Raw genomic sequence first — 11,991 nt, forward strand, 5'->3', positions numbered from 1 at the left:
GTGGCTTCGAGCGTCGTGACGACAACCGTGGCGGTGGCTTCCGCCGCGACGACCGTCGTGACGACAACCGTGGTGGCGGTTTCAACCGTGACGACCGCGGTGGCAACCGTGGCGGTGGCTTCAACCGTGACGACCGTGGCGGCAGCCGTGGTGGCTTCGAGCGTCGTGACGACAACCGTGGCGGTGGCTTCCGCCGCGACGACCGCCCGTCCGGCGGTCACCGGGGCAGCGACCGCCCGTTCAACCGCGACCGTCAGGGCGACCGCCCGTCGGCCGGTGGCGGCCACCGTCCCCACAGCCGTCGTGACGACCACCGTGGCGCCGGCTCGGGTTCCGGTTCCGGTTCGTCCTTCGGGCGCCGTGACGAGAAGCCGCGCTGGAAGCGCAACGGCTGACCCCGGGTTCTAGGCATCGAAGCGGGCCCATCCCCTTGCGGGGGTGGGCCCGCTTCGCTGTATCCCCGCCTCCGAGCCCCGTCCCGCCTCGCTGTTAGGCTCCCGGAGTCCTGTGTAGAGGACATGAAGTTGCTGTGAGGGGCCCCACACCCTCCGACGCGTCCTACGCGCGCCGCGTATCCGCCGCGCGCCGTTTCGGGGAGGGGACCCATGGGGGTCGTACACAGACGTTCCACCGTCGTCGCGGCGGGGGCCGTGCTCGCGCTGGCAGGCACCCTGCTGCCCGCGGGTGTCCCGGCGAGCGCCGCGGACCAGCCGGCGGAGAGCGTGATCGCCGCGCCGAACCGGTTCCTGCCGCGCTCCGAGGTGCTGTACACCGCGGGGGACTCGGGCTACCTGCACGCGCAGGAGGGTACGAGCGGCCTCCAGTGGACCGACGCGGACACCGGCCGGAGCCGGACGCAGACGACGGCTCCGCGCTACCTCAACACCGGGCTGACCACCACCGGCGACGGTCTGCCGGGCGGCACGGTCACGGTGACGGACCTCGGGACGAGTGCCGCCACCACGTTCACCGTCCCGGCCGGGCAGCGCTGGGCGCAGGCGTACGGCGCGTCGGTCCTGGTGACCGTCGAGGTGGGCGGGGACCGCGCGCTCGGCGCCCTGCACCTGCTCTCCGCCGACGGCACCGACCGGGCCGCGGGCGAGCTGCCCGCCGGGCTCAAGCTGCGGCGCATGATGGTCCAGGACCGGGACGGCGCCGTGTTCCAGTTCGCCGACGCGGACGGACAGCTGCACCTGATCGCGCTGGACTACGCCACCGGCGCCGTCAGCGAGGTCTTCGCCGGTCTCGACCGCGCCGAACTGCCCACATCCGTCGCCCTGTCGAAGGACAAGGTGCTCGGCTACAAGCCTTCCTCGGACACCGCGTTCACCACCGAGCGCGGTCTGACGGGCGCGCCCGTCACCCGCACCTCGGTGCCGGGCCCGAGCAGCTCCACCACCACGCGCAACGCGCAGATGGCGCTCGCCGGCGACCGCATCCTCGTCGTCCACCGCGAGGCGATGCCCGCCTACTCGGCGGGCCAGAAGCTCTACTCCGTGGCGATCGGCGGCGGCGCCACCGAGCTGCTCGCGCACGCCGATCACCGGCTCGCCACCGCCCCCGACGGCAGCGTCCTCGCGGTGGGCGGCGAGGGCCCCGGTGACTGGGCGGTGCGCCGCTTCGCGCCGGACGGCGGCCAATCCGTGGTCCGCGCGGTGCCGCCGGTGGCCGCGGCCGTCGACGGGCTGTCGATCGCGGCCGGCCGCGTCTCCACAGTGGCCCTCGGCGACGCATCCGACCTGCGGGGCCTGTACACGTACGACCTGGACGTGGCGGGCCGCCCGGGCGGGCAGACCTTGCGGTACCGGCTCGCCGACACCTACAAGAAGTGCATGGCGGGCTCGTCGTGCGTGGAGCTGTTCGGCACCGGCACCGGCCTCACCGGTTACTCGTCGGGCAGCTCCGTGCACCTCCCGATCAGCAAGAACAGCCTGTACATCCTCGGCCCCGGCGGCGTCTCCGACGTCCGGGTCCTCGACACGTCCGGGCGTTACGCGCTGTTCGAGTCCGCGTCCGCCGGAAAGCTCTACGTCGGCGACACCGAGGAGCACAGCGCGGACGACGTCATCCACACCGGGGCCCGCGGCGCCGCCGCGCTGTGGGGCACGAAGCTGTGGAAGCCCGCGACGACGACGGGCAGCGTCAACGCGTACGACCTGAAGACCAAGAAGACGTCCGCCGACGTGAAGCTCGGCTCGGGCTGCGTGCCCAAGGAGCTGCAGACGCTGGGGCGCTGGCTCTACTGGAACTGCGGCCCGGCCGGCAAGGCCGGCGTGTGGGACTCCACCGCGGGCAAGAACATCACCGTGCCCTCCGGCGGCGAGGCGCTGCTCGGCGACGGCTTCCTCGTGCGGCACGAGCGCGACGGCGCGGGCAAGCTCGTGCTGACGGACTTCCACGGCGGCGCGGGCACCTCCGTGACCACCGGCGACTTCGCCGAGCTGGCCGCGGGGAACAAGCCGACGCAGCGCCACGTCACCTGGGACGTCGACCGGTACACGGGCACGGTCGTGTACGCCGACGCCGCGCAGCGCATCCACGTCAGGCCGACCGGAGTGCCGCGCACCCGCGTCACGAACATCGACTCGACCGCCGACACCTTCATCCACCTGGGCTGGGACAACGACGCCGAGCAGAACGTCTGGCACGGCTCCTTCCAGCTCAACCGCCCCGCCACCGCCTGGAAGCTGACCTTCAAGGACGTCGCGGGCCGCGCCGTGCGCACCGTCACCACGGGCGACGCCCAGGGCGCGCACCTGAACCTGACGTGGGACGGCAGGCGGACCGACGGCAGTGTCGTGGACGGCGGCCGTTACACCTGGTCCCTGGACGCGGACGCCGGCGACGGCTTCCGCACGGTGAAGTCGGGCACCACGGACGTCGAGGGCGCGAAGACCACGCACCGCGACTACGACGGCAACGGCTTCGGGGAGCTGCTCGGCTTCAGCTCCAAGGGCACCCTGCACGCGGACGAGTTCCACGGTTCCGACGGCATGTCGTCCTCCAGCAGCTCCGGCTGGCCGACCGGCGACCGCTTCTTCCCGTTCGGCGACCTGACCGGCGACCGCTGCAACGACGTCCTGGTGCGCACCTCGTCCGGCACGCTCCACCGCTACGACGGGGACTGCTCCGGCGCGGTCGAGAAGACCGGCCCGCACGTGTCGCTCGGCACGGGCTGGTCCGCGTACAACTACCTGACGTGGGCCGGTGACCTGAACCGGGACGGCCACCCCGACCTGATCGCCCGCAAGGCGTCCACCGGGGACATCTACGTCTTCGCCGGCACCGCCGCCGGCAAGCTGGCCGCGGGCAAGAAGATCCGCTCGGCCTGGAACACGTACGACCAGATCCTGGGAGCGGGCGACCTCACCGGTGACGGCGTCGGCGACCTCGTCGTGCGCCGCGAGGACGGCACCCTGTTCCGCTACGACGGGGCGGGCGACGGCACGCTCAGGGACCGCAGGACGGTCTTCACGAACTGGGGTTCCTCGTATCGCAAGGTCGTCGGCGTCGGTGACCTGAACTACGACGGGAAGAACGACCTGCTGTCGTTCGACACGTCCGGCCGCCTGTGGCGGAACCTGGGCGACGGCAAGGGGTCGTTCGGGGCCCGCACGCAGGTCTGGGAGGGCTACACGAATTACGCGGGCGGCCTCTCGTAACGTGATCAGGAGCATGTCGCGCCCCCGGCGAGGGAATCGCTGGGGGCATGACAAACGAAGCGGAAGACGCCGCTGACCGGAAAGCGCCCCCGAGCACCGGCGCGGGCGGCCGCACGGACGAGGAACGGCTCGCCGAACTCGGCTACACCCAGGTCCTCGCCCGCCGCATGTCGGCGTTCTCCAACTACGCCGTCTCCTTCACGATCATCTCGGTCCTCTCCGGCTGCCTGACGATGTACCTGTTCGGCATGAACACCGGCGGCCCGGTCCTCATCACCTGGGGCTGGGTCGTGGTCGGCCTGATGACCCTCGTCGTGGGCCTGGCGATGGCCGAGATCTGTTCGGCGTACCCGACGTCCGCGGGCCTGTACTTCTGGGCGCACCGCCTTGCACCGGAGCGGTCGGCGGCGGCCTGGGCCTGGTTCACCGGCTGGTTCAACGTGCTCGGGCAGGTCGCCGTGACCGCCGGCATCGACTTCGGCGCGGCGTCCTTCCTCGGCGCGTACCTGAACCTCCAGTTCGACTTCGAGGTGACGCCCGGCCGCACGATCCTCCTCTTCGCCGGGATCCTGGTCCTGCACGGCCTCCTCAACACCTTCGGCGTGCGCATCGTCGCCGTCCTCAACAGCGTCAGCGTGTGGTGGCACGTGCTCGGCGTCGCCGTCATCGTCGGCGCCCTCACCTTCGTCCCCGACCACCACCAGTCGGCGTCCTTCGTCTTCACCGAGTTCGTGAACAACACCGGCTGGGGCAGCGGCGCGTACGTCGTCCTCATCGGCCTGCTCATGGCGCAGTACACCTTCACCGGCTACGACGCCTCGGCCCATATGACCGAGGAGACGCACGACGCCTCCACGGCGGGCCCCAAGGGCATCGTCCGCTCGATCTGGACGTCGTGGATCGCGGGCTTCGTCCTCCTCCTCGGCTTCACGTTCGCGATCCAGTCGTACGACGGCGCGCTCGACTCCGCGACGGGCGCGCCCCCGGCGCAGATCCTCCTGGACGCCCTGGGCGCGACGGCCGGCAAGCTGCTCCTCCTGGTCGTCATCGGCGCCCAGCTCTTCTGCGGCATGGCCTCCGTCACCGCCAACAGCCGCATGATCTACGCCTTTTCGCGCGACGGCGCCCTGCCGTTCTCCCGCGTGTGGCACACGGTCAGCCCGCGGACGCGAACACCCGTCGCGGCGGTCTGGCTGGCGGCGGCGGGCGCGCTGGTGCTCGGCCTGCCGTACCTGATCAACGTCACGGCGTACACGGCGGTGACCTCGATCGCGGTGATCGGCCTCTACATCGCGTACGTCATCCCGACGTTGCTGCGGCTGCGCAAGGGGGATTCCTTCGAGCGGGGCCCCTGGCACCTGGGCCGCTGGTCGAAGGCGGTGGGCGTGGTGGCGGTGGGCTGGGTGGCCGTGATCACGATCCTCTTCATGCTGCCGCAGGTCTCCCCCGTCACCTGGGAGACCTTCAACTACGCCCCCGTCGCGGTGCTCGTCGTCCTCGGCTTCGCGGGAGTGTGGTGGCTGGCGTCGGCCCGCCGCTGGTTCCTGCGCTGACGCCCGGACACCCCGGGATGCCGATACCCGATCGGCGTCCCGGCGCCGTCCGGCTATGCTCAGGGGTGCGTCGGCGAGAGCCGGCGTGTGGACCCTTAGCTCAATTGGCAGAGCAGTGGACTTTTAATCCATTGGTTGTGGGTTCGAGTCCCACAGGGTCTACCGACAGAGAAGCGCCCCCACCTGCGGCGAAAGCCGCGGGCGGGGGCGCTTCTTCTGTCTACTGCGAACCTAGTCGTTGGCGCACTGGTTGCCGAAGGCCGGGTTCAGCAGCCCGATCACGTCGATCGAGTTGCCGCAGACGTTGACGGGCACGTGCACAGGAACCTGCACGTTGTTGCCGGACAGCAGGCCCGGGCTGTTCTGGGCGTTGCCCACGGCGGTGGCCCCGTCCGGGCCGTCGTCCATTGCGGCCGCCATGCCGGCGGAGCCCATGACGACGGTGCCGGCCAGTACCGCGGCGGCTGCGAATGCGCGAAGACGCATCGAATCTCCCTGAGAGATGAGGGAATATGACTCGTCTATCACACCGCCACCGCACGCCCGGCCCGGCGAATTGGCCCATCGGCGGGCGTGTCTGACGCACCGCGGTCACTTCTCAACGGTGTCGCCCGGTCGCGGAATCCACCCGCACCCAGCCGCGGGCCGGCCGATTGGGCCGGGCCGCGGAAGGGACCGTGCGTCCGTGGGATTGCCAAAGGCGCACCACAGCCTCGTAGATCGGAGTATCCGATGGGCGGTGCGGCGCGCTTGTCGGGCCGTTTTTCCTCGTTTCCACGGTGTGCTCAACGAAAAACGCGAGAACTCGTATTTCCCGGTCCGATCTAGAACACATGACGGAACCGCGTGACGTTCGAGTTCAGTTGCTCTGCAGCACGCGCGCGATGCGGTGGCCGAGCCAGCGCTTCAGTGCGCGCAGCGACTGGGTCCGGTCGATCGCCCGGTCGACCCGGTAGTACAGCTGGGGCGGGACATAGGGGAGCAGCGGCGAGTGGCGCTGCCCGAGCAGCGCGAACATCTGATGGGGTTCGAGACCGACGTAGCGCGGCAGATTCTCGTACCAGCCGGCACTGTGCCGCGCCGCGCTCTGCAGCGGGAGCAACGCGCGCTTGCGTACGCGTTCGTACTCGCCGAGGGCTGTGCGAAGCGTGGCCGGACCCTGGAGGGACGTGGCCAGTGCGATGGCGTCCTGCATCGCCAGGGTGGTGCCGGCGCCGATGGAGTAGTGCGTGGTGTGGGCGGCGTCGCCGAGCAGGACCAGATTGCCGTGCGACCAGACGCGGTTGGTGACGGTGGGGAAGGTCTGCCACTGCGCCGGTCCGGGGACATCGGTCCGGCCGATCAGCGGGTGGCCTTCCAGCGGCCCGGCCAGCAGGCCCTCCAGCAGCCGCAGGGCGGCCGACCGCTCCATGGTGTCGAGGCCGAGCCCCGCCCAGGTGTCCGGCGAGCACTCGACGATGCAGGTGCTGTGTTCGCCGTCGAAACCGTAGGCGTAGCACCAGAGCCAGCCGTGGTCGGTCTCCACGAAGGCGAAGGTGAAGGACCGGAAGACCTTCGTGGTGCCGAGCCAGACGAACCGGTTGTGCCCCGCGGTGACCCGCGTGCCGAAATGCTCGGCGTGCTGGTCGCGCAGCACGCTCCTGGCTCCGTCGCCCGCCACGATCAAGTCGGCGTCCGGGACCGGGTCCCGGGCCGAGACCGGGTGGCCGAAGTGCGTGCGCACGCCCAGCGACTCCGCCCGTTCGGAGAGGATGTTCAGCAGCCGGTGGCGGCCGATCGCGAAGCCCTCGTCGCCGTGGTGGACCGTGACCCGGTCGCGGACGTGGGCCACACCGTCGCTCCACCGCACCGAATGGTCCTTGATGCTCCGGGCGGACGTCTCGTCGTGGGCCATGAGGGTGTCGAGCATGTCGGGCCAGTAAGTGACGCCCCAGCCGTATGTCGACCCCGCGGAATTCTTCTCGTAGACGCTGATGTCGTGACCGCGGTCCCGCAATTTCAGGAGGATCGCCAGGTACAGGGTCGCGGGCCCTCCGCCCACGCAGAGCACCTTCATTCGGTTCCTCTCCATTACGGCCTGTTCGGGTATTACCCGGAGAACGACGCTGCGTTCTGGTGGTTCTCCAATGCGCGGCGTACGGATTCCTATCGTTTTCAGGATGTATCCCTGCAGCAACCGTTACTGCCTGTGGGTCGCGGCCGTTGAACAGGCCGACGGCTGCGACCACGCGGCCGCACCTGCCAAGCAAAAGGAGAACGTGATGTCTCGCATCGCGAAGGCCGCCGCTGTCGCTGTCGGCACGGGTGCCGTGGTGCTCAGCGGAGCCGGTCTGGCCATGGCCGACGCGGGTGCCCAGGGCGCAGCCACCAACTCGCCGGGCGTCCTGTCGGGCAACCTGGTCCAGGTCCCCGTGCACATCCCGGTCAACGCCTGCGGCAACACCGTGAACGTCATCGGCCTGCTGAACCCGGCGTTCGGCAACCAGTGCGCGAACGACCAGGACGAAGACCACCACGGTGACGACCACGGCAACGGTGGCAGCGAGGGCTACGGCAGCTGAGCCCCCGGGGCTCACGCCCTCATGATGGCCCCCGGCACGGCGGTGCGGGGGCCATCAGTCGTGCGTAGGCGCTCACTCGTACCGGTACAGCGACGAGTGGTCGAGCATGTCGCCGACCGGGGTGTCCCACGGCGGCATGGTGTCGCCCGCCGCGAGGACGCGCTCGTCACGCTGCTCGGCGGGGAGGTAGGGAGCCGCCCGCGGATGGCGTTGCCGCCACCGTGACCAGCACAGGTCGACGAAGGCGTGGTGGAGCCAGAAGACGGGGTCGTTCACCGATCCGGCGCCCAGCATGTGCCCGCTCACCCAGCGGTGGACGCGGTTGTGGTTGTACCAGGTGCGGTCGCCCCGGCGGCTGGGCCAGCCTTCGAGCTTGTTGCGGAACCCGGCGGGGGAGAGCGAGTTCCAGGGGACCTTGTCGTAGACGGACTCGTCCATCGCTCCGGCGAGTTCGGCCTTGCTCGGCAGCGCGATCGGATCCTGCGGGCGGCCGAAGTCCCGCATGAGGAAGTCGCCGTCCGTCACTGCCTCGGTGACGGTCCAGTCGCCGTGCTGCTGAGCGAAGGGGCCGGTGGTCACCCGGTGGTCGGAGCGGCGCCCGTTGCCCCCCAGGAAATCCTCGGCCCACAAGGAGGCGGCCGGCGTACGGGCCACGGTCCAGTCCCAGTACGGGACCGAGACCCCCGGATCGACCTGCCGCAGAGCCGTCTCGAACTCCAGCAGGAACTTGCGGTGCCAGGGGAAGAACGACGGGGTCATGTGCGCCACGCGCAGGCCGCCGTCCCCGTCGCCCGTGTAGAACTCGATGTGCGTCCGCACGAACTCGTCATAGCGGCCTGTGCGCTTGAGGGCGAGCACGGCGTTCACGAAGCGCCTCTTCTGCGCCTTGGTGAGCGTGCTCTGGTTCTGCCGGGTGTAGACCACCGTCGTCACGCCTTTCGGTCTCGGGCGGTCTCCGGCCGGCTCTCCTGGGACCGCAGTTCCTGGTTGCCGAGCTCCGCCACGGCCCCGCGCGCCGCGGCCAGCGGGCCCGCGTACGACTCGTAGTGGTCGACCATGCTCAGGTACGAACCGTCGGCCCGGCGCATGAGGTGCAGCGGCCGCCCGTCGACGGTGACCTGCCATGAACCCGCCTCCCCGGTCGCCGGGTCGGGCAGTCTGACGCCGGAGATCCGCCGGCCGCGGTACGTCTCGTCGAACGCCTCGGGTTCCGGCCCCGGCTCAGGAGTACCGGCCGGGCGGCGGATCTGCAGGACGGCCGCGGTGGTGGAGGCGGCGCCCAGCAGGATCAGGGCCGCGCTGCGACGGGTGAGGGCCGGGCCGCTTCGGGACACATCGGGGTTCACGTACGCCTTCTCTCAGCTGGTCTCTCAGCTCGTCCAGAAGTCCCACCAGCGGGTGAGGACCAACATGCCCACGGCTCCGATGTGCAGTACGGGCAGCACCCAGGGGAACTCGGTGAGGAACGAGCGGACCCCGGCCGGGGCGGGAAGGAAACCGCTGCGGGCGTTGAACGCGGTCAGGCACCAGAACATGACGATGGTCGCCGCCCAGGCCAGACAGCACCACAGGCACAGCGAGTTGATCCGGTACAGGGACTGGAACTGCAGCCAGGTCACGAACCCGACCCCGAACAGGCAGCCCGCGTTGAGGGTCAACCAGTACCAGCGGGGAAACCGCGCACCGGCCAGCAGGCTCATCCCGACGCAGACCACCACGCCGTAGGCGGCGAGCCCCAGCATGGGGTTGGGGAAGCCGAATACGGCCGCCTGCTCGCTCTTCATGATGTTGCCGCACGACACCACCGGGTTCAGGCTGCACCCGGGCGTGAAGTTCGGGTCTTCCAGCAGCTTGAACTTGTCGAGGGTGATGACCCAGGACGCGAGCACTCCGGCGGCCCCGGTGATGACCAGGACGAGTGCGAGGGGCAGATTCCGGTCCACGTGCGGCACCGCGGCGCCGACCGGCCGGGCGGCGCGGCCGGCCTGGGGTGGAACGGGGGTGAGAACCCGCTGATGATCCGTACTCACTCGACCTCCCTGGTAGGGCGTGGGCGGGGGCGACTAGCTGCGGATCCGCCTGACGGGCAGAAGGCAGTGCGCCGAGGCCATCAGGGTCTCTTCGTCACCCACGAAGCTCTGCAGGTCTTCCTCGGTGACAGGGTGGCCGGGGGTCGCGGTGGGCCAGGGACGCGTGGTGAAAAGGAAATAGGCCTTGCCCCGCACCTCCGCTGCCGTGAGCCATTCGGGGGGCACCGGGCATTGCGCGTTCATCGGAGGCATGGAGACGACGGCCTGGCCCGCCTCGACGAGCAGGGAAACAGGGAAACTCGGGTTCTTTGTGCCGTCGTGGACGGTGGTCCCCACGGTGAGTCCGTTATTGCGCAGAAGGGCTCGAATGGCCGCTTCCCCGGCCTCGGGGCCCGCGGGGGAATCCCCTGTGGAGTAGGCGAGGAGGAAAGGCATGTCGTCTTTCTCTCCCGGACGCTCGCCACTCCAGGCGATGACGGCCAGAGTTCCCAGATCGGCGGCCCTGAACGGGGTATCAATGCTCGACGTAGAAGTCACCGAGGAAGCCTAGCGAGATATGGTCCGGGCTCGGCCGCGATGTCACTCGATCGGCCGAACCGGGCCCACTCGTTCGAGAAAGTAGTTCGACGCGACTACTTGCCGAGCGGAAGTCCGCCGAGCATGCCGAGGGGAGCGGTGGCGCTACCGGGGTTCAGGCCCTTCGCGGCCTCCGAGACCGTGCCGACCAGGCCCTTTTCGTGCTTCGGGTCGAGCAGGTTGGTGTCGATCGGCGAGGCGAGCGGCTGGTTGGTGACCTGGGTCAGGGCGTCGTTGAGACCGCCGTTCAGGCTCATGGGCGGGAGGTCCGCGGCAAAGGCGGGGGCGGCGGCACCGGCGATCGCCATGGAACCGGCCACAACAGCGGCGATCTTCAAAGCCTTCATCATTCTCCCTTTCTTCGATGACGTTCCGTCACCGGAGCGAAATATTCGCCATTCGAGGTGCTCAACGAGCGTCTCCGCCGACGGAAACCCCGGCGCCCCGCACGAATTTCGAGTGGACATGACGAGAGCCCGCCGGGATGCGCCAGGTGGCACGCCCCGACGGGCCCTCCGCGCCTGCTTCGCCACAGGCGGGCCTCCCTTACGAAAAGAGAGGAGTCTCGGGCAGCGCGGGCGTCTGCGGGAGTGTCGGGAAGAGCGGGAGCGCCGACGTCGCCGGGCCGGGCTGTCCGGACGTCGGCAGCTTCGGGAGCGCGGGGAGGCCCGACAGGCTGGGGGCGGGCAGGCCGCTGCCGAGCAGGGTGGCCGCGAGGACGTTGACGAGCCCGGTCACGACGGCCGGCACCTGGGTGGCCACGGCGCCGGCGTCGCCGGATGTCGCCGCCTTCACCAGGGCGTCGACCGCGGACTGCAGTACGGCGAGCGCGTCGGTGCGCACGTCGAGCGGTGCCTTCGCGTCGTCGGGAACGGCACCGCCGGCGGTCTTCGGGACCGGCGTGGCGGCGGTCTTCTTCGCCGTGTCGATGGCCGTCTTGATCGGGTCGGCGAGCTTCTTCGCGTCCTTGGGGTCCAGTTTTCCGTTGGCCTTGAGGACGGCGGTGATCAGGTCGCTGACCGGAGTGAGGACACCCCCGGCGTCGTGCAGGACCTTGGCCTGGGCCAGCAGCGCGGCCGCTCCGGGCACGGGCGCGGCCGATGTGCCCGTGGGGCCGACGGGCCCGTCGCCGGAGTCCGCGGCGAACGCGGGAGACGCCGCACCGATCAGGAGAGACGCGCAGAGAACCGAGGTCGCGAGGCGCCGGACGGGCTGAGCGGGCATGGTGTTTCCCTTTCGCGGGCGTGTTGGTACGTGAGAACACCGTGTGACGTCTCGTCACGCCCTGCAACAGGAAGCAGCCGCCCCCCTGGAAGAGGGGCGGCTGCGGAAGAGCCGGACTGAGCTGGTCAGTCGTTGGCGCAGGTGTTGCCGAAGGCCGGGTTCAGCAGGCCGATGACGTCGACGGTGTTACCGCAGACGTTGACCGGCACGTGGACCGGAACCTGGACGGCGTTGCCCGAGATGACGCCGGGCGAGCCGGTGGCCGCACCCTGCGCGCCGCTGTCGGCGGCAGCGATGCCGGCGCTGCCGGCCATGGCGGCGGCGGCCACAGCGGAGAAGACGACTGCCTTGGCGGTACGCGACATGAACATGCTCCTTGGGGGTC

12 protein-coding genes, 1 tRNA gene and 1 pseudogene are annotated in these 11,991 nt (G+C 70.1%); 5 read left to right on the plus strand and 9 right to left on the minus strand.

Annotated elements, in window-relative coordinates; all coding sequences use genetic code 11:
• From AB0J02_RS35205 to AB0J02_RS35220, 4 genes and pseudogenes are all read left to right on the plus strand, one after another.
• A pseudogene (locus AB0J02_RS35205) lies at positions 1 to 395 on the plus strand (RNA helicase); the annotation flags it as partial.
• Between the two features lie 210 nt (positions 396 to 605).
• Positions 606 to 3,662, plus strand: a complete 3,057-nt coding sequence (locus tag AB0J02_RS35210; RefSeq protein WP_363197908.1) for an FG-GAP-like repeat-containing protein — start codon at positions 606 to 608, stop codon at positions 3,660 to 3,662.
• Between the two features lie 47 nt (positions 3,663 to 3,709).
• A complete protein-coding gene (locus tag AB0J02_RS35215; protein ID WP_363197909.1) occupies positions 3,710 to 5,215 on the plus strand; it encodes an amino acid permease in 1,506 nt (501 codons plus the stop codon).
• Between the two features lie 89 nt (positions 5,216 to 5,304).
• Positions 5,305 to 5,377: transfer RNA gene (locus AB0J02_RS35220), tRNA-Lys, on the plus strand.
• A 69-nt stretch (positions 5,378 to 5,446) separates the two neighbouring features.
• Here AB0J02_RS35220 and AB0J02_RS35225 read toward each other — a convergent pair.
• A complete protein-coding gene (locus tag AB0J02_RS35225) occupies positions 5,447 to 5,701 on the minus strand; it encodes a chaplin (RefSeq protein WP_363197910.1) in 255 nt (84 codons plus the stop codon).
• A gap of 373 nt (positions 5,702 to 6,074) precedes the next feature.
• Entirely contained in the window at positions 6,075 to 7,271 is a 1,197-nt protein-coding gene (locus AB0J02_RS35230; RefSeq protein WP_363197911.1) for an FAD-dependent monooxygenase, read from the minus strand.
• A gap of 205 nt (positions 7,272 to 7,476) precedes the next feature.
• Between AB0J02_RS35230 and AB0J02_RS35235 the strand changes: the two genes are divergently transcribed.
• Positions 7,477 to 7,776, plus strand: coding sequence for a chaplin (locus tag AB0J02_RS35235; RefSeq protein WP_363197912.1), 300 nt, complete (start codon positions 7,477 to 7,479; stop codon positions 7,774 to 7,776).
• A 72-nt stretch (positions 7,777 to 7,848) separates the two neighbouring features.
• On the opposite strand, the gene AB0J02_RS35240 is transcribed toward AB0J02_RS35235, so the two are convergent.
• From AB0J02_RS35240 to AB0J02_RS35270, 7 genes are all read right to left on the minus strand, one after another.
• Positions 7,849 to 8,700: a tyrosinase family protein gene (locus tag AB0J02_RS35240; RefSeq protein WP_363197952.1), complete on the minus strand. Its 852-nt coding sequence runs from the start codon at positions 8,698 to 8,700 to the stop codon at positions 7,849 to 7,851.
• 5 nt (positions 8,701 to 8,705) lie between these two features.
• Positions 8,706 to 9,122: a tyrosinase cofactor gene (locus AB0J02_RS35245; RefSeq protein WP_363197913.1), complete on the minus strand. Its 417-nt coding sequence runs from the start codon at positions 9,120 to 9,122 to the stop codon at positions 8,706 to 8,708.
• Positions 9,123 to 9,146: 24 nt separating this feature from the next.
• Positions 9,147 to 9,728, minus strand: coding sequence for a vitamin K epoxide reductase family protein (locus tag AB0J02_RS35250; protein ID WP_363197953.1), 582 nt, complete (start codon positions 9,726 to 9,728; stop codon positions 9,147 to 9,149).
• A 111-nt stretch (positions 9,729 to 9,839) separates the two neighbouring features.
• On the minus strand, positions 9,840 to 10,343 hold the full coding sequence (locus tag AB0J02_RS35255) for a DUF5949 family protein (RefSeq protein WP_363197914.1): 504 nt from the start codon (positions 10,341 to 10,343) through the stop codon (positions 9,840 to 9,842).
• Between the two features lie 95 nt (positions 10,344 to 10,438).
• Positions 10,439 to 10,729 carry a hypothetical protein gene (locus AB0J02_RS35260; RefSeq protein ID WP_363197954.1) on the minus strand — a complete coding sequence of 97 codons (291 nt, stop codon included), beginning with the start codon at positions 10,727 to 10,729 and terminating at the stop codon, positions 10,439 to 10,441.
• Positions 10,730 to 10,928: 199 nt separating this feature from the next.
• The gene (locus tag AB0J02_RS35265) at positions 10,929 to 11,606 is read right to left on the minus strand and encodes a hypothetical protein (RefSeq protein WP_363197915.1); all 678 of its coding nucleotides are present in this window, start codon (positions 11,604 to 11,606) and stop codon (positions 10,929 to 10,931) included.
• 125 nt (positions 11,607 to 11,731) lie between these two features.
• Positions 11,732 to 11,920 (minus strand): chaplin, encoded by a 189-nt coding sequence (locus AB0J02_RS35270; protein ID WP_363197955.1) that lies wholly within the window; start codon positions 11,918 to 11,920, stop codon positions 11,732 to 11,734.
• Between the last annotated feature and the right edge of the window lie 71 nt (positions 11,921 to 11,991).

Source organism: Streptomyces sp. NPDC050264, assembly GCF_040655895.1.
In the GTDB taxonomy this organism is placed as follows: Bacteria; Actinomycetota; Actinomycetes; order Streptomycetales; family Streptomycetaceae; genus Streptomyces.

What these genes read in the sequence shown, in the direction of transcription:
- AB0J02_RS35230 (WP_363197911.1), bottom strand. Translation starts at nt 7,271, where the DNA reads ATGAAGGTGCTCTGCGTGGGCGGAGGGCCCGCGACCCTGTACCTGGCG.
- AB0J02_RS35225 (WP_363197910.1), bottom strand. Translation starts at nt 5,701, where the DNA reads ATGCGTCTTCGCGCATTCGCAGCCGCCGCGGTACTGGCCGGCACCGTC.
- AB0J02_RS35235 (WP_363197912.1), top strand. Translation starts at nt 7,477, where the DNA reads ATGTCTCGCATCGCGAAGGCCGCCGCTGTCGCTGTCGGCACGGGTGCC.
- AB0J02_RS35265 (WP_363197915.1), bottom strand. Translation starts at nt 11,606, where the DNA reads ATGCCCGCTCAGCCCGTCCGGCGCCTCGCGACCTCGGTTCTCTGCGCG.
- AB0J02_RS35270 (WP_363197955.1), bottom strand. Translation starts at nt 11,920, where the DNA reads ATGGCCGGCAGCGCCGGCATCGCTGCCGCCGACAGCGGCGCGCAGGGT.
- AB0J02_RS35210 (WP_363197908.1), top strand. Translation starts at nt 606, where the DNA reads ATGGGGGTCGTACACAGACGTTCCACCGTCGTCGCGGCGGGGGCCGTG.
- AB0J02_RS35215 (WP_363197909.1), top strand. Translation starts at nt 3,710, where the DNA reads ATGACAAACGAAGCGGAAGACGCCGCTGACCGGAAAGCGCCCCCGAGC.
- AB0J02_RS35260 (WP_363197954.1), bottom strand. Translation starts at nt 10,729, where the DNA reads ATGAAGGCTTTGAAGATCGCCGCTGTTGTGGCCGGTTCCATGGCGATC.